The 19304-nt window shown below is 65.9% G+C and carries 16 protein-coding genes; 14 read left to right on the top strand and 2 right to left on the bottom strand.

The window, feature by feature from the left end; all coding sequences use genetic code 11:
- The first annotated feature begins 18 nt into the window (after positions 1–18).
- From JKV55_RS09800 to JKV55_RS09790, 4 genes are all read left to right on the top strand, one after another.
- The gene (locus JKV55_RS09800; RefSeq protein WP_202084722.1) at positions 19–1203 is read left to right on the top strand and encodes a cyanate transporter; all 1185 of its coding nucleotides are present in this window, start codon (positions 19–21) and stop codon (positions 1201–1203) included.
- Between the two features lie 76 nt (positions 1204–1279).
- Positions 1280–1414, top strand: a complete 135-nt coding sequence (locus tag JKV55_RS20100; protein WP_255511264.1) for a hypothetical protein — start codon at positions 1280–1282, stop codon at positions 1412–1414.
- Between the two features lie 75 nt (positions 1415–1489).
- Positions 1490–1636: a helix-turn-helix domain-containing protein gene (locus JKV55_RS19965; RefSeq protein ID WP_255511263.1), complete on the top strand. Its 147-nt coding sequence runs from the start codon at positions 1490–1492 to the stop codon at positions 1634–1636.
- Between the two features lie 104 nt (positions 1637–1740).
- A complete protein-coding gene (locus JKV55_RS09790) occupies positions 1741–2667 on the top strand; it encodes a LysR substrate-binding domain-containing protein (protein ID WP_202084720.1) in 927 nt (308 codons plus the stop codon).
- A 429-nt stretch (positions 2668–3096) separates the two neighbouring features.
- Here JKV55_RS09790 and JKV55_RS09785 read toward each other — a convergent pair whose 3' ends face one another.
- The gene (locus tag JKV55_RS09785) at positions 3097–4785 is read right to left on the bottom strand and encodes a BCCT family transporter (protein ID WP_237332798.1); all 1689 of its coding nucleotides are present in this window, start codon (positions 4783–4785) and stop codon (positions 3097–3099) included.
- Positions 4786–5102: 317 nt separating this feature from the next.
- Between JKV55_RS09785 and JKV55_RS09780 the strand changes: the two genes are divergently transcribed.
- From JKV55_RS09780 to JKV55_RS09760, 5 genes are read left to right on the top strand one after another with little or no spacing between them, the layout of a single operon-like run.
- Positions 5103–6290, top strand: a complete 1188-nt coding sequence (locus JKV55_RS09780) for an aromatic ring-hydroxylating oxygenase subunit alpha (protein ID WP_202084718.1) — start codon at positions 5103–5105, stop codon at positions 6288–6290.
- Between the two features lie 2 nt (positions 6291–6292).
- Positions 6293–7720, top strand: coding sequence for an aldehyde dehydrogenase family protein (locus JKV55_RS09775; protein ID WP_202084716.1), 1428 nt, complete (start codon positions 6293–6295; stop codon positions 7718–7720).
- A gap of 28 nt (positions 7721–7748) precedes the next feature.
- Positions 7749–9122: an FAD-dependent oxidoreductase gene (locus tag JKV55_RS09770; protein WP_202084714.1), complete on the top strand. Its 1374-nt coding sequence runs from the start codon at positions 7749–7751 to the stop codon at positions 9120–9122.
- Positions 9123–9129: 7 nt separating this feature from the next.
- Entirely contained in the window at positions 9130–10449 is a 1320-nt protein-coding gene (locus JKV55_RS09765; RefSeq protein WP_237332797.1) for an NAD(P)/FAD-dependent oxidoreductase, read from the top strand.
- Positions 10446–10796, top strand: a complete 351-nt coding sequence (locus JKV55_RS09760) for a EutQ-related cupin domain-containing protein (RefSeq protein WP_202084712.1) — start codon at positions 10446–10448, stop codon at positions 10794–10796. Before JKV55_RS09765 ends, JKV55_RS09760 begins: the two co-directional genes overlap by 4 nt.
- A gap of 88 nt (positions 10797–10884) precedes the next feature.
- Here JKV55_RS09760 and JKV55_RS09755 read toward each other — a convergent pair whose 3' ends face one another.
- Positions 10885–11931 (bottom strand): GlxA family transcriptional regulator, encoded by a 1047-nt coding sequence (locus JKV55_RS09755; RefSeq protein WP_202084710.1) that lies wholly within the window; start codon positions 11929–11931, stop codon positions 10885–10887.
- A 625-nt stretch (positions 11932–12556) separates the two neighbouring features.
- Here JKV55_RS09755 and glyA point away from each other — a divergent pair.
- The 5 genes from glyA (at position 12557) to JKV55_RS09730 (ending at position 19190) form a co-directional block, all read left to right on the top strand.
- Entirely contained in the window at positions 12557–13810 is a 1254-nt protein-coding gene (glyA, locus tag JKV55_RS09750) for a serine hydroxymethyltransferase (RefSeq protein ID WP_202084708.1), read from the top strand.
- A 188-nt stretch (positions 13811–13998) separates the two neighbouring features.
- Positions 13999–15252: a sarcosine oxidase subunit beta family protein gene (locus JKV55_RS09745; RefSeq protein WP_202084707.1), complete on the top strand. Its 1254-nt coding sequence runs from the start codon at positions 13999–14001 to the stop codon at positions 15250–15252.
- A gap of 11 nt (positions 15253–15263) precedes the next feature.
- Entirely contained in the window at positions 15264–15542 is a 279-nt protein-coding gene (locus JKV55_RS09740) for a sarcosine oxidase subunit delta (RefSeq protein WP_202084704.1), read from the top strand.
- The gene (locus tag JKV55_RS09735; RefSeq protein ID WP_202084702.1) at positions 15539–18568 is read left to right on the top strand and encodes a sarcosine oxidase subunit alpha; all 3030 of its coding nucleotides are present in this window, start codon (positions 15539–15541) and stop codon (positions 18566–18568) included. Before JKV55_RS09740 ends, JKV55_RS09735 begins: the two co-directional genes overlap by 4 nt.
- On the top strand, positions 18561–19190 hold the full coding sequence (locus JKV55_RS09730; protein WP_202084700.1) for a sarcosine oxidase subunit gamma: 630 nt from the start codon (positions 18561–18563) through the stop codon (positions 19188–19190). The genes JKV55_RS09735 and JKV55_RS09730 overlap by 8 nt, the downstream gene beginning before the upstream one ends.
- The last annotated feature ends 114 nt before the right edge of the window (positions 19191–19304 follow it).

The raw sequence follows: 19304 nt of genomic DNA, 5'->3' as shown, positions 1-19304 counted from the left end.
TTCCCGAGAGACGATGCGATGACGACAGCAAACAGGCCGGTGGAGCAGGGGGCCATGCTGCTTCTGGTGGTGTTGATTGGCCTGAACCTGCGGCCCTTTCTTACCGGGCCCGGGCCCATTATCGAACTGATCCGGGCCGACACCGGCCTGGGCTACGTGGGCATGGCGATGCTGACCCTGCTGCCCACCCTGCTGATGGGGGTGGGCGCCTTTGCCTCGCCGCGGCTTCAGGCCCGCTGGGGCACCCGCCGGGGCATGCTCACGGCGTTGCTGCTGCTGATGCTGGGCTCGGGGCTCCGGCTGTTGGTGCCCGACGGCACGGCCCTGATCCTGACCGCCCTGCTGTGCGGGCTGGGGGTGGCCTTCGTCCAGTCCGCCTTTCCCGGCATCATCAAGCAGTATTTTCCCGGCCGGGTGGCCATGGTTACCGGCCTGTATTCGGCCATGATCATGGGCGGCGGCGCCATCGGCGCCCAGCTCACCCCGCTGCTGGCCGGCGGCGGCCACGACTGGCGCGCGGCCCTGGCCTGGCTGGCGTTGCCGGCGCTCATCGCCCTGGCCTGCGCCTGGCGGACCCTGTCGGAGCGGCAGAGCCGCCCGCCCGAGCCGGGCCTGGCCCGGCGCCTGCTGGCGCGGCCGCGCACCTGGCAGCTGATGCTCTGCTTCGGACTGGTCAATGCCGGCTACTCGACCATGGTCACCTGGCTGGCGCCCTACTACCAGCAGCAGGGCTGGAGCGCCGCCGACAGCGCCGGCCTGGTGGCGGTGATGGCCCTGGCCCAGGCCCTGTTCGCGGTGGGCATCACCCTGCTGGCGCGGGGGCGGGACCGGCGCCCCTGGCTGTGGCTGACCCTGCTGCTGCAGGCCACCGGCTACGCCGGCCTGCTGTTCTGGCCCGGCCAGTGCCCGCTGCTGTGGGCCGCGGTGTGCGGCATGGGGCTCGGCGGCAACTTCTCCCTGTCGCTGGTGACCGCCCTCGATCACCTGCCCGCAGCACAACAGGCGGGCGTGCTCACCGCCCTGATGCAGGGCGGCGGTTTCCTGATCGCGGCCATGGGGCCCCTGGCGGTGTCGCTGGTGCGGGAGGCGAGCGGCAGCTTCGCCGGCGGCTGGGCGTTGCACCTGGTGCTGGTCGGCGTGGTGATGCTGATCTGCCTGCGCTTCGATCCCCGGCGCTACCCCCAGGCCATGGCGACGGCCTGAGGGCGGTGGGGGTGAGGTCCTGTTTTCGGCCGATGCCGCCGCCTGCTATGCCAGCCAGTTGGGTAGGGAGGTAAAGGTGGAGGAAATCCAGCCCGTGCTCAACGTGATGGTGGCGGAAAACCTGGTAATGCGCACCGGCCATGGGGTGTACTCGGTGGCCGACCCCTTTGTGCAGGAGATATGGCGGGAGCGGCTGGATCTTTTGCTGTAATGTCGCGAGGGCGGGCAGGCCCAGTTCATCGAACAGCCCGTCGCCCTTTCCACCCAGGATGCCCATATCAACCGTTTGCTGGAAAACCGCGCCCTGCCGGTGGAGAAAGTCGCGGAAATGGTGGGTTTTTATACCGCGACCTCGTTCCGTCAGCACTTCCGGCAACGCTACCAGGTCAGCCCCCGGGCCTGGCGCAAAACATTCGGCGAAGTGGAGGGCTGAGGTTTTGCGCTTCCTCGCCAGCGCGGCGGCGGAGCAGCGAACAGCGGGTTTAAATGGTAAAGTAAGCGAAAACGGACTGTTACCGGACTGTATCCAGGATGACCATGAAGCTTAAACCGCTGCCGCCCATGAACAGCCTGATCGTGTTCGAGGCGGCGGCGCGCCATCTGAGTTTTACCCTCGCCGCCAGCGAACTGAACGTGACCCAGGGGGCGATCAGCCGCCAGATCCGCCAGTTGGAGGACTACCTCGGCAAGGCGCTGTTCGTGCGGGCCAGCCGCAGCATTACCCTGACGCCGACCGGGTTGCAGTATTACCAGACCGTTTACCGCGCCCTGCTGGATGTGGCCCAGGCCACCGGCGAAATCAAGAAGTGGCAGGGGGAGCAGCAGGTGACCGTGGCCACCACCAACGCCATGGCGGCGCTCTGGTTGCTGCCCAAGGTCGCCTCCTTTCAACAACAGCACGAAGAAATAGACCTGCGCATACTGGCGACCGACAACATCGTGGATCTGCGCCGGCTCGACTGCGATCTCGCCCTGTTCTACTGCCGGGTGCCGCCGGCGGAGATGAAGGTCACCCCCCTGTTCCCGGAGGAGGTGTTCCCGGTGTGCAGCCCGGACTACCTGGCGCGGTTGGGTGAATGCCACAGCCCGGAGGAGATCTTCGGCAAGACCCTGCTCTATCTGGATGAGTCCCAGCGGGACTGGCTCAACTGGCCGGAATGGTTCGAGTCGGTGGGCTTGCCGGTGACGGCGCCGCGCAACAGGGTCAACATCAACAACTACCCCATGCTGCTGCAGGCGGCGATCAACGGCCAGGGCATCGCCCTGGCCTGGGGCTCGCTGGTGGACGACTACCTGCAAAGCGGGGCCCTGGTACGGCCGGTGGACACGGTACTGCGTACCCAGGCCAGTTTCTCCATGCTGGAGCCGCAGGGGCGGGGCCTGGTGCCGGCCAGCGTCAAGCTGTTCCGCAGCTGGCTGCTGGAGCAGTTGCCGGGGCAGGTGGGGGAAAAGGGCCTGGCCTGAGGGCAAGGTGAATACAGCAAAACGCCGGGACAGTGCCCGGCGTTTCGTGTTGATAACAACGTCCATCATCTATTTTTCGACAGAGGTACTCCTTCACCACCGTTGTTGAACAGCCGTCATTTCCGCGAAGGCGGAAAGCCAGGGCCAGGAGCACCTACCCAGACAACGGCGCCTGACTTGCCGACATGCATGGACTCCCGCCTTCGCGGGAGTGACGGGATAGGACGCGGGAGTAACCCCAACGTCGTCATTTCCGCGAAGGCGGAAAGCCAGGACCAGGAGCACCTGCCCAGACAACGGCGCCTGACTTGCCGATATGCATGGACTCCCGCCTTCGGGAGTGACGGGATAATGCGGGAGTGACCAAAGCGTAATCTGAAGGTTTGCCGACAGTGAAAGACGCCGGGAAACTTCCCGGCGTTTTTTTGCTCACTTGCCGAACTGGGGCTCGGCCTGCCATGGTTCTTCCGGCGCCTGCTCCGGCACCGGGCCGTCCAGCCGGGCGGGCTCGGGGCGCACATGATCCGGCAGCATGGCCCAGGGCTTGGGCTCGCGGCGGATGCTGTGGAACAGGGTCAGGCTCATCACCGCGATAAAGATGGCAATGGGAAAGCCGGCGATGATGGAGGCGGTCTGCATCGCCTTGAGCCCGCCGGCGTACAGCAGCACGGCGGCAATGGCGGCGATGATCACCCCCCACAGCACCCTTATCATGGTCGGCGGCTCGCTGGCACCGGCGGCGTCCAGGGTGCAGAGCACCAGGGTGCCGGAGTCGGCCGAGGTGATGAAATAGGTACCGAGCAGCACGCAGGCCAGCACGCTCAACAGCTTGCCCAGGGCGCCGGCGTCCAGGTTGTCGAACAGGGTGAACAGCGCCCGGGTGGTATCGGCCTTGGTGGCCGCCAGTATGGGGCCGCCGGCGAAGGGCTCCTGGGCCGGCTCGCCGGCCTCGGCCAGCACCACCGCCTGTTGCTCGTAGGCGGTGCGCGCATCCTGCTCCACCTTGAGCGCGGCACCGCCGAACACCGACATCCACAGGAAGGTGATCAGGGTGGGCACGATCAGGGCGCCGCCGATCAGCTCGCGGATGGTGCGCCCCTTGGAGATGCGGGCCACGAACATGCCGACGAAGGGCGCCCAGGTCATCCACCAGGGCCAGTAGTAGGCGGTCCACCAGTTCTGCCAGCCGGAATCATGCTGGGCATCGCTCCACAGGCTCATGCCGACGATGTTCTGGGCATAGCTGCCGGTGCTTTCCAGCAGGGTGTTGAGCATGTAGCGGGTGGGGCCGACGTAGAGCACTATCATTACCAGCAGCAGCGACAGCAGCATGTTCCACTCGGACAGCCGGCGGATACCCCGGCCCACGCCCGACAGCACCGAGGCCACGGCGCAGGTGCACAGCACTACTATGATCAACAGTTGCACCCCGAGGCCGATGCCCACTCCGAACACCTGGTTCAGGCCGGAGTTGATCTGGATGACGCCCATCCCCAGCGTCTGGGAAATGCCGAAGGCGGTGATGGCCACGGTGAGGATGTCCACCGCGTGGCCGATGGGTCCGTAGATGCGGTTGCCGATCAGCGGATAGAGGATGGATCTCAGGGTAAAGGGCAGGTTCTTGCGGTAGGAAAAATAGGCCAGCGCCAGGGCGACGATGATAAACACCGACCAGGGATGCAGACCCCAGTGGAAGAAGGCCAGTTGCATGGCGGTGCTGGCGGACTCATTGCTTAAGCCCGCGGTAAAGGGATTGTCGGCGTAATGCCACATGGGCTCGGCCACCGACCAGAAGATAAGGCCGATGCCCATGCCGCCCGAAAACAGCATGGCCACCCACGACAGGTAGCTGAACTCGGGCTTTTCATCGTCCTTGCCCAGGCGGATATGGCCGTAACGGCTGATCATCAGATACAGCAAAAAGCCGACCACCAGGGTGACCAGCCCCAGATAAAACCACTTCATGTTCTGCAGCAGAACGCCGGAAACGGTTTCGAAATATTGCCCGGCCTGGTTGGCCAGAATGGCACAGAACAACACGAAACCGATCACCAGCACCTTGGATGCAATGGTCACGGTCGGGTTCAGTCCCTTCAGGATCCCGGATGTCGCACGCATAACTCCTCCCTCTGCGTTACTCGTTGTCAGTTAACCAGTTGTTAACATGGTGGGGAGGTTAGGGGGAGGCGGGGTTCCGCTCAATCGATTTATTCTCATCCATCGGTGAGTTTTGGTCATGGATAACCGCTGCCGCGGACATTTTTCCGGGCAGGAAGGGCAGGGCCATGGATGGATGACAAAAGCTCATCCATACCCGGCCAAAAAGTCGTTTGTTTGTTGCCGCCATGTTAACGACACTCTCCCCCATCGGTACCCCAGGGTGCCAATGACAACAAACAGCGCAGGAAGCACTGCACCATTGTGGAGAGAACAGCATGAGCAACGTCAGCCAAACCCTTATTCCGGTACAGCAGGTGGAAAGCGTACTGAACCCGATCGTCGAAGCCAACGGCATGCCGAATGCCTGTTATACCAGCCAGGAATATTTCGCCTTTGAGCGAGATCAAGTAATCGGCAAAACCTGGGCCTGCATCGGTTTCGCCTCCGACCTGCTGAAAAACGGCTACGTCAAGCCGGTGAGCTTTATGAATCTGCCGCTGCTGATGATGCGCAACCGCCAGGGCGAAGTGCAGGTGTTCCACAACGTGTGCAGCCACCGGGGCATGCAGCTGGTGCATGAGGCGGGCGAGGTGCAGGGCATGATCCGTTGCCCCTACCATTCCTGGACCTACGATCTGGACGGCAACCTCAAGGGCACCCCCCATATCGGCGGCACCGGCCAGCACAAGGACGAGCGCTTCAAGTGCGAAAAACACGGCCTTAAAGCCCTGTGCTCCGCGGTGTGGATGGACATGGTGTTCGTCAACCTGTCCGGCGACGCCGCCTCCTTCGAGGAGCACATCGCGCCCCTGGTCGAGCGCTGGCAGCCGTTCTGGGGCGACGAGGGCCTGAGCCTGCTGCGCCGGGTCAACATGGGCGGCCACCTGGAAATCGAGGTGCAGAGCAACTGGAAACTGACCGTGGAAAACTACTGCGAAGCCTACCATCTGCCCTGGGTGCACCCGGCCCTGAACACCTATTCCAAGCTGGAAGATCACTACAACATCATGTTCGAGGAGCGTTTCGCGGGGCAGGGCAGCTACAAATACAACCTGTCGGACACCGCCGGCACCCACCTGCCCAAGTTCCCCAGCTGGCCCGCCGACAAGCTGCGCCACGCGGAATACGTGGCCCTGTTCCCCAACGTGCTGCTGGGCATCCAGGCCGACCACGCCTTCGCCATGATGATCGACCCCATCCATGCGGAAAAAACCGTGGAGAACCTGCGCCTCTATTACATAGGCGACGAGTCGCTGAAGGACGAATACGCCGGCTGCCGTACCGCCACCCTGGAGTCCTGGCGGGTGGTGTTCGGTGAAGACATCGGCGCGGTGGAAGGCATGCAGAAGGGCCGCCATTCCCCCGGCTTCGGCGGCGGCGTGTTCTCGCCCGAGATGGATCTGCCGACCCACTACTTCCAGAAATGGCTGGCCACCCAGACCAAGGCCGCGTTGGAGGGCTGAACATGCAACATTACCTGAACTATATCGATGGCCAGTGGCGGGATGCTTCCCGCCGACTCACGGTGATGAACCCGGGCACCGGCGAGCCTTACGCCACCATCGCCCAGGCCGGCATCGAGGATGCGGATCTGGCCATGGCCGCCGCCCGCCGCTGCGTGGACAGCGGCGCCCTGACCGAGGTGCGCCCGGCCATTCGCACCGGCTGGCTGCTGAAGGCGGCCGAGGCCATCCGCGCCATCGCCGACGACGGCGCCCTGGTGGCCTGCCGGGAAAACGGCAAGAGCCTGAACGACGCCCGCGACGAGTTTCTCGAGGCGGCCCGCTACTTCGAATATTACGCCGGCATGGCCGACAAGATAGAAGGCATCTCGGTGCCGCTCGGCAAGGACTACGTGGATTTCACCCAGTACGTGCCCTTCGGCGTGTCGGTGCAGATCGTGCCCTGGAACTTCCCGGTGTCCATCTGCGCCCGCTCCCTGGCCCCGGCCCTGGCCGCCGGCAATGCGGTGGTGATCAAGTCGCCGGAAATCTCGCCGCTGGCCATGACCCTGCTGGTCAGGGCCGTCGAGCAGGCCGGTTTCCCCCAGGGGGCGGTCAACCTGCTGTGCGGCAAGGGCTCCGAGGTGGGCAGCCACCTGGTCAAACACCAGGACACCAACCAAATAGTGTTCACCGGCTCGGTGCCCACCGGCCAGCGCATCCTGCGGGACTCGGCCGAGCGGGCCACCCCCTCGGTGATGGAGCTGGGCGGCAAGTCCGCCGCCATCGCCCTGGCGGACCTGGATCTCGACACCCTGCTGGCCAGCGTGAAAGTCGGCATCTTCTTCAACGCCGGCCAGGTGTGCTCGGCCATGTCGCGGCTGCTGGTGCACCGCAGCCGCTACGACGAAGTCAAGGCGGCGGTGGTGGCCCTGGCCGAGGGCCTGAGCATCGGCCAGGGCGAGGGCAACCCGGATCTGACCCCGGTGGTGTCGGCGGATCAGCAACAGCGGGTGCTGGCGATGGTCGAGCAGGCCCGGGCCGAAGGCGCCCGCGTGCTTACCGGCGGCACGGCCCCGGATTTGTCCGGCTACTTCGTGGCGCCCACCGTGATCGAGGCGACGCCCGACATGACCATCGCCCGGGAGGAAGTGTTCGGCCCGGTGCTGGTACTGATGCCCTTCGACGACGAAGACGAGGCGGTGGCCCTGGCCAACGGCACCGATTTCGGCCTGGTAGCCGGGGTGTTCGGCGAGGGCCTGAGCCAGACCCTGCGGCTGGCCAACCGGCTGCGCGGCGGCCAGGTGTTCATCAACGAATGGTTCGCCGGCGGCATCGAAACGCCCTTCGGCGGGGTGGGGTTGTCGGGCTTCGGCCGCGAGAAAGGACAGGAAGCGATCTACAGCTATGTCCAGACCCGCAATATCGGCATCCGCCTGAGCAACCGTTAAGCAGTAACAGGGTAGTGGGGAGGACAAGATGAAAAAGTGGTTATGCATCATCTGCGGATTGATCTACGACGAAGCCAAGGGCTGGCCGGCGGACGGCATTGCCCCGGGCACCGCCTGGGAAGACGTGCCGGATGACTGGGTCTGCCCCGACTGCCTGGTCACCAAGGCGGATTTCGAGATGCTCGAGATCACCGACGAGGAGCCGGCCCCCCTGGCGGCGGTGGCCGAGGCCGTCACCCCGGCGGCCGGGGCGGCGCTCGAGCCGGTGGTGATCATCGGCACCGGCCACGGCGGCTACCAGCTGGCAGCGGCGCTGCGGGCCCGCTCGCCGGAACTGCCCATCACCCTGTTTACCGCCGATGACGGCGCCCTCTACAGCAAGCCGGCCCTGTCCAACGCCCTGGCGCTGGGCAAGGACGGCGACAGCCTGGTGAGCGAGCCGGCGCTGGCCTGGGAGCAGCGGCTCGGGGTGCGGGTGTATCCCCATACCCGGGTCGAGCGTATCGATCGGGAAAACAAACGGCTGCACACCAGCATCGGCGAATACCCCTATGGCCGGCTGGTGCTGGCCACCGGCGCCTCGCCCATCGTGATCCCGGTTGAGGGCGAACAGACGGCCATGCTGAGCGTCAACGATCTCGCCGATTACCGCCGCTTCCGCCAACAGCTGGCCGGCAAAAAGCACGTGACCATACTCGGCGACGGCCTGATCGGCTGCGAGTTCGCCAACGATCTGGCGGCCCAGGGCATAGGGGTGACCGTGGTCGGCCTGGGCCAGTGGCCGATGGAGCGGCTGATCCCGCAGCCCCTGGGTCTGGCCCTGCAACAGGCCCTGAGCGGCCTGGGGGTGGAATGGGCGCTGCAGGACAGCATTGCCCGCATCGACGCCTTGGGTGAGGGCTATCGCCTGCAGCTGCAGGGCGGCCGGCAACTGGACACCAATCTGGTGCTGAGCGCGGTGGGCCTGCGCCCCAACACCGCCCTGGCCCAGGCCGCCGGGCTGAGCACCGGCCGGGGCATCAGTGTCGACCTGGAGCACAGAACCAGCGATCCGGCCATCTTCGCCCTGGGCGACTGTGCCGAGGTAGACCGCCAGTGGGCACCCTATATCGCGCCCATCAACCAGGCCATACCGGCCCTGGTGGACAGCCTGCTGGGCCAGCCCGCCCGGGCGGCGCTCAAGGCCACCCCGGTGCTGGTAAAAACCCCGGTGCTGCCGCTGTCCGTGCTGCCGGCCCCCGCGCTCGGCGAGTGGAAGGTGGAGTCGCACGGCAACGAACTGGCCGCCGGCTGTTACGGGCCGGACGGCACCCTGACCGGCTTCGCGCTGCTGGGCCATGGCCTGCAAGGCCAGCGCAGCCGCTGGCTGGAACAACTGAACCCGACCCGAACCGCAGCCTGAGGAAGAGATGATGATTGCCTTACCCAATGACGACAACAGCTGCGGCTGGTACCAGGCGCTGCCGCCGGCGGCCCCGGCCACCCGGCTCAGGGGCCAGCAACAGGCCGACTATGCGGTGCTGGGCGCGGGCTTTGCCGGCCTGGCGGCCGCCCGGCGGCTGGCCGAGCTGAAACCCGATGCCCGCATCCTGCTGGTGGATGCCCAGCGGGTGGCGGAGGGCGCCTCCGGGCGCAACTCCGGTTTTGTCATAGACCTGCCCCACAAGTTTGCGCTGGAGCACCCGGATCCGGTCCACAAGCAGAAACTGCTGGGCCTGAACCGGGCCGCCATCGCCCAGTTGCAGGGGCTGGTGGAGCGCCACGGCATCGACTGCCAGTGGTCCGCCGTGGGCAAGTACCAGGGCGCGGTGGGCGAGCGCGGCGAGGCCTTCCTCGAGCACTTCGAACACCTGATGCAGGATCTGGGCGAGCCCTACCACTGGGTGGAAAAGGGCGAGCTGCGCAAGGTGCTCGGCACCCCTTACTACAGTCGGGCCATCTTCACCCCCGGCTGCTACCTGATGCAGCCGGCGGCCCTGGTGCGCGGCATGGCCGACCACCTGCCGGGCAACGTGGAACTGCTGGAGCAGTCGCCCATCCGCGGCCTGCACCGGGAGCGGGGCCAGTGGCGGTTGCAGGGGGACGAGGGCAGCATCACCACGCCCAGGCTGCTGCTGGGCACCAGCATCTTTACCCGCGAGTTCGGTTACCTGAAGAACCGGCTGCTGCCGGTGATGACCTTCGCCAGCTGGACCCGGCCGCTGACCGACGAGGAGCTGGCCCGCTACGGCGGCGAGCTGAACTGGGGGCTGACCCCGGCGGATCACGCCGGCACTACCCTGCGCATGACCGCCGATCGCCGCATCCTGATCCGCAACAGCTACCAGCACGTCTCCAAATACGGCGCCAGCGTCAGCGAGGGAATGCGCCAGCGCATCCGGGCCGACCATCGCAAGGCGTTCCTGGGCCGTTATCCGGCCCTGGCCGAGGTGCCCTTCACCCATACCTGGGGTGGGGTTTATGCCATCTCCCGCAACTTCACCAACTTCTTCGGCCAGCTCGAGGAAGGGGTGTTCGCCAGCGCCTGCGACAACGGCGTGGGCGCGGCCTGGGGCACCATTTCCGGCACCCTGTTGGCGGACCTGGCGGTGGGCGCCGACTCCCAGGCGCTGCGGGACATCCGGCAGGTGACCGGCATGCCCAGCCTGAACCCGCCCGAGCCTTTGCTCGGCCTGGGTGTGAAGAGCCGCATCCGGCTCGCCAAGTGGCAGAGCAGGAGCGAACTGTGAAAGAGGTGCAATTGATCGACAGCCGGCAACTGGACTTCAGCGTGCGCGGCGGGCCGCCGGGCATGGCCTATGTGGCCCGCGCCCTGAGCACCGAGGTGTCGCCCCATATCGGGGTCGGGTTCGCCCGATGGGAAGGCGCCGAGGTGGCCTGGACGGTGCTCTATGACGAAGTGATCTTCGTGATCGAGGGCTGTTTCGAACTCACCGCCAACGGCCGCAAGCATGAAGTCCGCCCCGGCCAGCTGCTGTGGATCCCGGAAGGCACCGAGCTGATCTACGGCGGCCATGCCCTGTTCGGCTATGTGGTTCATCCGGGCAACTGGAAGGAATTGCACGGCCTGGTCTGAGCGAAGACCGTCTCCAGGCACTACCTTGCCGGCCGATTGGCCGGCTTTTTTGCTGGGCTGTTGCGGCAACAAGGGTGGTAAGGAGGATTCAGCCCTTGCGCAGCTGCCGGGCCTGGCTGGGGGAGACGCCGAAGAAGTCCTTGAAGCAGTGGCTGAAGTGGGTAGAGCTGACGAAGCCGCAGGCCACGGCGATGTTGGCGATGCTGGCGTCGCTTTGCAGCAGCAGGCGGCGGGCGTGGGTGATGCGCAGCTCCAGGTAGTAGCGGGAAGGGGTGGTTTCCAGGTGGCCCTGGAACAGCCGTTCGATGCGCCGGCGCGACAGGCCCACGTAGGCGGCCAGCTCCTCGATGCCGAGCGGCTCTTCGATATTGCTGTTCATCAGGTGCAGCAGGTTGCGCAGGGGCTCGGGCAGGCTGGGGTCGTTTTCCGCCAGGGTGAGCCGGGTTTCGTTGCTGTCGGCGATGCGGTCGCTGCTCAGGATCTCGCGGATGGCGCGCACCGTGTCCTTGCCGTGCAGCCGCTCGATCAGCACCAGCATCATCTCCAGGGCGCTGCTGGGGCCGGCGCTGGTCAGCACCCGTTCGGTCACCACCATCACCTGGTGCGACACCTGCACATGGGGGAAGCATTCGCGGGCGAAGGTGTGGTTGTCCGGGTGGATGGCGCAGGCCAAGCGGTCGAGCAGGCCGGCGTGGGCCAGGGCCACGGCGCCGTTCCACAGGCCGCCCAGCACCTTCTGGCGCTTGGCGGCCAGTTTCAGCTTGTGGCTGAGCGGCGCCCGCTCGTTCAGGTCGCAGCGAAAGCCGCCGCACACGATCACCACGTCCGGTGCGTCTTCCCCTTCCAGTTGCAACTGTTCCAGGGTGGCATTGGCGGAGATGTCGATGGCCAGATCGCTGCGCACCGTAGTGCTCTCCAGGCCGTAGGTGGCAAAGGCGAACAGGGGGGTGGCCTGCACCAGGTTGGCGGTGACCAGGGCGTCCACCGCGGCGGTGAAGGCCATCATCGAAAAATGGGGCAGCAGCACAAAGCCCACCCGGGTCGGCCGATCCTCTTGCTGGCGGGCCGGGAGAAAGGCGCTGTTGGTGTCGCGCAGGCGGTGGCTGAAAAGGCGTTTTTCACTCACTGGGGGCATGGCATCTGTTAACGGGTCCGCAAGGGCAAGTCGCGTGACGGTGACAACCTGGTTGGGATAGTACCCCGCCGGGCCTGGCTTTGCATCACCATCAGACGATATCGGGGGTTGGAAGAGGCAACAGGGATTGCCTCCGCCGACCGTCACATGCCAGGGAAGGCATGTGCGAGCCTACATGGGGCGAGCTTGCCTCGCCGTGACGAGCCGTTTCAGTCTGACCGAACATCCAGTGAATGTTCGCAGCAGACTGAAAGGGCGAGTGTCATTTATTGCGGCGTGTCGGCGGAGGTGGCCCTGTTGCCTCTTTGCGGCGTCGTAACAGCAAGCTTCACAACGATTTCAAACTGGCCTTATCACACCCATTATCTGTTTCCGACCTCTTGCCGGCGTTGGGGCCTTATCCCCCGGCGCCGGTGGCCGCGGCCTTCGGCGGCCGGCGGCTTGCCCGCCTGCGCCATCCTTGTCGCAAATACGCAGCTTTAGGCCGCAGCCAGTCATCCCTGCCCCTCGGGCCCTCAGTAGTATGCTAGTCAAAGCAGAACCCGGCAGCCCGCCGAGACGCGGCGCCGAAGGGATGGACAATGTCAGGCTGGGGGAGGCCCGAGCCGAGCAAGGAGGTCACAAGATGTTCAGCAAACACACCCGCATTCAGGATATGGACCCGGCACTCTGGGCCGCCATGGAAGAGGAGGCCGCCCGCCAGGAGCAGCATATCGAGCTGATTGCCTCGGAAAACTACACCAGCCCGGCGGTGATGGAAGCGCAAGGGTCCGTGCTCACCAACAAGTATGCGGAAGGCTACCCCGGCAAACGCTATTACGGCGGCTGCGAGGCGGTGGACAAGGTGGAGCAGCTGGCCATCGACCGTGCCAAGGAGCTGTTCGGCGCCGACTACGCCAACGTCCAGCCCCACTCCGGCTCCCAGGCCAACGCCGCCGTCTACATGGCCCTGTGCGCCCCCGGCGACACCGTGCTCGGCATGAGCCTGGCCCACGGCGGCCACCTCACCCACGGCGCCAAGGTCAGTTTTTCCGGCAAGATCTACCACGCGGTGCAATACGGCCTGAACGAGGCCACCGGCGAGGTGGATTACGACCAGGTCGAAGCCCTGGCCCTGGAGCACGAACCCAAGATGATAGTGGCCGGTTTCTCCGCCTATTCCCGGGTGATGGACTGGGCCCGTTTCCGCGCCATCGCCGACAAGGTGGGTGCCTACCTGTTCGTGGACATGGCCCACGTGGCGGGCCTGGTGGCCGCGGGCTGCTACCCCAACCCGCTGCCTTACGCGGACGTGGTCACCACCACCACCCACAAGACCCTGCGCGGTCCCCGTGGTGGCCTGATCCTGGCCAAGGCCAATCCTGAGATTGAGAAAAAACTGAACGCCGCCGTTTTCCCCGGTGGCCAGGGCGGCCCGCTGATGCACGCCATCGCCGCCAAGGCGGTGTCCTTTGCCGAGGCGCTCACCCCGGAATTCCGTGACTACCAGCAGGCGGTGGTGGACAACGCCCGCGCCATGGTGGAAGTGTTCAAGAGTCGCGGCTTCGATGTGGTGTCGAACGGTACCGACAATCACCTGTTCCTGCTCGACCTGTCCGCCAAGGGCATCACCGGCAAGGACGCGGATCAGGTGCTGGGCCAGGCGCACATCACCGTCAACAAGAACGCGGTGCCGAACGACCCCCAGCCGCCCTTCGTGACCTCGGGCCTGCGCATCGGCACCCCGGCGGTGACCAGCCGCGGTTTCAAGGTGGAGCACTGCCGCCAGCTGGCGGGCTGGATTTGCGACATTCTCGACCATATGGACGACCCGGAAGTGATTATCGCGGTGAAGGATCAGGTGGCCAGCCTGTGCAACTACTTCCCGGTATATCGCTAAACGATTGCTGATGGCCTGCTGCCGGAGTCCGCAGCTTGGGCCATCCTCACGCCGACTCGCCGTAAACCCATCCCTGGGGGCTCGGCGGCGCCATCCCTGGCGCCAACGGTCGGCTTAGAGGACAGCCCAATCTGCACTCTGAATGTCCAGGCAGTCCGGACACTGACTTAAAGATAACAGGTGACACTATGCAAAAATATTCCGGGTTCGGGCTCCTCAAGCATGCCCTGAGCCATCACGAGAACTGGCAGAAGGTGTGGCGCAACCCCACCCCCAAGCACGAAGGCTATGAAGTGGTGATCGTCGGCGGCGGCGGCCACGGCCTGGCCACCGCCTACTACCTGGCCAAGGAGCACGGCATCACCAACGTGGCGGTGATCGAGAAGGGTTACCTCGGCGGCGGCAACACCGCCCGCAACACCACCATAGTGCGCTCCAACTACCTGTGGGACGAGGCCGCCTGGCTCTATGAGCACTCCATGAAACTGTGGGAAGGCCTGGCCCAGGATCTCAACTACAACCTGATGTTCAGCCAGCGCGGCGTGCTCAACCTGGGCCATACCCTGCAGGACATGCGCGACATCGAGCGCCGGGTCAACGCCAACCGGCTGAACGGCATCGACGGCGAGGTGCTCAGCACCAAGCAGGTGCAGGAGCTGGTACCGATCCTGGACTGCTCCAAGAATGCCCGCTATCCGGTGCTGGGCGCCTCCTGGCAGGCGCGCGGCGGCACCGCCCGCCACGACGCCGTGGCCTGGGGCTTTGCCCGCGCCGCCGACGCCATGGGCGTGCACCTGATCCAGCAGACCGAAGTCACCGGCATCCGCCGGGAGAACGGCGCCGTGGTGGGGGTGGAAACCAACCGTGGCCTGATCAAGGCGCGCAAGGTGGCCTGCGTCACCGCCGGCAACTCCGGCGTCATGGCCAATATGGTAGGCATGAAGCTGCCGCTCGAGTCCCACCCGCTGCAGGCCATGGTGTCCGAGCCGGTCAAGCCGATCCTCGACACCGTGGTGATGTCCAACCACGTGCACGGCTATGTGTCCCAGTCCGACAAGGGCGACCTGGTGATCGGCGCCGGCATCGACAGCTACCTGGGCTATGGCCAGCGCGGCTCCTTCCCGGTGGTGGAGCACACCATGGCGGCCATCGTGGAGATGTTCCCCATCTTCAGCCGGGTGCGCCTCAACCGCACCTGGGGCGGCATCGTCGACACCTGTCCCGACGCCTGCCCGATCATCTCCAAGACGCCTATCAAGGGGCTGTATTTCAACTGCGGCTGGGGCACCGGCGGCTTCAAGGCCACTCCGGGCTCGGGCAACGTGTTCGCCCACACCATCGCCCATGACGAGCCGCACCCCCTGGCCAAACCCTTTAGCATCGACCGCTTTACCAGCGGCCACCTGATCGACGAGCACGGCGCTGCCGGCGTAGCCCACTGAGGAGAGAGCCGATGTTACATATTTATTGTCCGCACTGCGGCGAATACCGCGAAGAAGAAGAGTTCCGCTACGCCGGCGAAGCGCACATCGCCCGCCCGGCGGATCCGGACGCCCTCAGCGACGAGCAGTGGGCCCAGTACCTGTTTATGCGCAAGAACCCGCGCGGCCTGCATCGGGAGATGTGGTACCACGCCGCCGGCTGCCGCAAGTTCTTCAACGCGGCTCGGCACACAGTGACGTATGAAATCGAAGAAACCTACAAGGTCGGCGAGCAAGGAGGCCAGTCATGAGCCAGCAACACCGCATTCAGGGCAAAGGCCGGGTGGATCGCAGCAAGCCGCTCAGCTTTATCTTCAACGGCAAGCGCTACCAGGGCTATGTCGGTGACACCATCGCCTCGGCGCTGCTGGCCAACGGGGTGGACGTGGTCGGCCGCTCCTTCAAGTACGCCCGGCCGCGCGGCATCATGGCCGCCGGGGCGGAAGAGCCGAACTGCATCCTGCAGGTGGGCGGTTCCGAGGCCACCATGATCCCCAATATCCGCGGCACCCAGGCCGAGCTGTACGACGGCCTCACCGCGGCCAGCACCAATGGCTGGCCGAGTGTGGACAAGGATCTGATGGGCGTGATGGGCAAGCTCGGCGGCAGCATGATGCCCCCCGGCTTCTACTACAAGACCTTCATGTATCCCCAGTCCATGTGGCCCAAGTACGAGCACCTGATCCGCAAGGCCGCCGGCCTGGGCCGGGTGCCGCAGGAGCGGGATCCGGACAGTTACGACAAGCTCAACCACCACTGTGACGTGCTGGTGGTGGGCGGCGGTGCCGCCGGCCTGACCGCGGCCCTGGCCGCCGGCCGCCGTGGCGCCCGGGTGATCCTGGTGGACGAGCAGGACGAGTTCGGCGGCCACCTGCTGCACAGCACCCAGCCCATCAACGGCCAGGCGCCGGGCCACTGGGTGGCGGCGGCGGTGAAGGAGCTGAGTGCGCTTCCCGACGTGACCCTGCTGCCGCGCAGCACCGCCACCGGCTACTACGATCAGAACTTCGTGTCCGTGGTGGAACGGCGCACCGATCACCTGGGCGAGCGGCTGAGCGGCAAGACCCGCCAGCGCCTGCACCGCATCCGCGCCAAGCGGGTGGTGCTGGCCGCCGGTGCCCACGAGCGTCCCCTGGTGTTCGGCAACAACGACTTGCCCGGCTGCTTCGTGGCCGGTGCCATCTCTACCTACGTCAATCGCTACGGCGTGGCCCCAGGCCAACGCCTGGTGCTGATGACCTGCAACGACTACGGCTACCAGGCCGCGCTCGACTGGCTGGACACCGGCCGCGAACTGGTGGCGGTGGTGGACAGCCGCCACAAGCCCGACGGCGCCCGCTACCAGATGCTCAAGGCGCGCGGCGTCAAGATCTACACCGGCCATGGCCTGATCGAGGCCAGCGGCAAGAAGCGGGTGAACGGCGCCAAGGTGGCTCCGCTGTCCAGCGACGGCAGCAAGGTCACCGGCAAGGCCGAAGCCCTTACCTGTGACACCATCGCCAGCTCCGGCGGCTGGAGCCCGGTGGTGCACCTGACCGCCCATACCGGCGCCCGCCCGGTATGGAATGACGACATCATCGGCTTCGTGCCCGGCGACACCGTGCAGAAGCAACTGCTGGCCGGCGGGGTGCAGGGCACCTATGGCCTGTCCCGGGTACTGGCCGAAGGGCTGGAGGCCGGCCGCGCCGCCGCCGAGGCCACCGGCTACGGCGAGATCGCCGCCCAGGTGGTGGACGCGGAGATCAACACCGTGGATCCGCGGGAAGATGCGGCCCAGGCGCTGTTCCTGGTGCCCCACGACAAGCCGGTGAGCCGCGCGCCCAAGCAGTTCGTGGATTACCAGAACGACGTGACCGCCGCCGGTATCGAGCTGGCCGTGCGCGAGGGCTTCGAGTCCATCGAGCACATCAAGCGCTATACCGCCATGGGCTTCGGCACCGATCAGGGCAAGCTCGGCAACATCAACGGCATGGCCATCGCCGCCAAGGCCATGGGCAAGTCGATTCCCGAAACCGGCACCACAGTGTTCCGGCCCAACTACACCCCGGTGACCATGGGCGCCCTGGCCGGGCGCGACGCCGGCCAGCTGTTCGACCCGGCCCGCTTCAGCGCCATGCACGCCTGGCACCTGAAGCACGGCGCCGAGTTCGAGGACGTGGGCCAGTGGAAGCGTCCCTGGTACTTTCCCCAGCCGGGCGAGGATCTGCACCAGGCGGTGAACCGGGAATGCGTGGCCACCCGCACCAGCGTGGGCATCCTCGATGCCTCCACCCTGGGCAAGATCGACATCCAGGGTCCGGACGCCCGGGAGTTCCTGTCGCGCATCTACACCAACGCCTGGGCCAAGCTCAACCCCGGCAGCTGCCGCTACGGCCTGATGTGCAAGGAAGACGGCATGGTGTTCGACGACGGCGTCACCTCCTGCATCAACGACCAGCACTTCATCATGACCACCACCACCGGTGGGGCCGCCGGGGTGCTGCAGTGGCTGGAGCTGTGGCACCAGACCGAATGGCCGGAGCTGGAGGTGTATTTCACTTCCGTCACCGACCACTGGGCCACCATGACGGTGTCCGGCCCCAACAGCCGCAAGGTGCTGGAAAAGGTGGTGGAAGGCGTGGATCTGTCCGGCGAGGCCTTCCCCTTTATGACCTGGCAGAATGCCACCATCGCCGGGGTAAGCGGGCGCATATTCCGCATCTCCTTCACCGGCGAGCTGAGCTTCGAGGTGAACGTGCAGGCCAACTACGGGCTGCATGTGTGGGAGGCGCTGATGGCGGCGGGGGCCGAGTTCAACATCACTCCCTACGGCACCGAGACCATGCACGTGCTGCGGGCCGAGAAGGGCTTTATCATCGTCGGCCAGGATACGGACGGCTCCGTGACCCCCTTCGATCTGGGCATGGACTGGTGCGTGGGCAAGACCAAGCCTTTCCCCTTCATCGGCAAGCGCTCCTGGTCGCGCAGCGACACCGTGCGCACCGACCGCAAGCAGCTGGTGGGGCTGAAGTGCAAGGAGCCCAAGACCGTGATCCCGGAAGGGGCGCAAATTGTGCTGGATCCCAAGCACCCGGTGCCGGTGCCCATGGTCGGCCATGTGACCTCCAGCTACTACAGCGCCAACCTGGGCTACAGTATCGCCATGGGTGTGGTGAAAGGCGGTTTGAACCGCATGGGTGAAACCGTGTTCTTCCCCCTGGCCGACGGCCGGGTGCTGGAAGCCGAGATCACCAGTCCCGTTTTCTATGATCCCAAAGGAGAGCGTCAGCATGTCTAACGTCACCACCAAACTGGCCCGGGCCGAGACCCGGGTGCGGGTGGAATCCCCGCTCTATCACGCCAACCTGCCGGCCCTGGCGGCCGAACGGCAGCAGGGAGAGGTGGTGCTGCGCGAAAAGGCACTGCTGGGCCACCTGGTGCTGCGCGGCAACGCCGGCAACGAGCTGTTCGCCAAAACCGTGGAAAAGGCGCTGGGGGTGGCGTTGCCCACCCAGCCCTGCGGCTCGGTGGACACCGACCGGGTGCTGGTGCAGTGGCTGGCGCCGGACGAGTGGCTGATCATCGTGGAAGGCGGCCGGGAAGGCCAGCTCGAGGCCCAGTTGCGCGAGCAGCTGTCCGGCCACTACGCCATCACCGACGTGAGCGGCGGCCAGACGGTGTTTGAGTTGTCCGGTCCCAAGGCGGAGCTGGTGGTGCGCAAGTCCTGCCCCTACGACGTGCATCCCTCCAACTTCCCCACCGGCAAGTGCGTGGGCACCGTGTTCGCCAAGAGCACGGTACTGCTGCGCCGCACCGGGGCGGAGAGCTTCGAGCTGGTGGTGCGGCGCAGTTTCGCCGACTACCTCTGGCTCTGGCTGCAGGACGCCAGCCGCGAATACGGCCTGGTGATCAGCCGGTAAGATCGGCGGCGGCCTGGATTCCCGCCTGCGCGGGAATGACCGCCCTAGTGTCGTCGCCCGTGGCGTTACCGTGACCCCGCAGTGTTACCGTCACCCCCGCGAAGGCGGGGGTCC

It is taken from the genome of Zobellella iuensis (assembly GCF_016746085.1).
Classification (GTDB): domain Bacteria; phylum Pseudomonadota; class Gammaproteobacteria; order Enterobacterales; family Aeromonadaceae; genus Oceanimonas; species Oceanimonas iuensis.
Note: the sequence above shows the minus strand (reverse complement) of the source record. Positions and strands in the feature narration are given on the sequence as shown.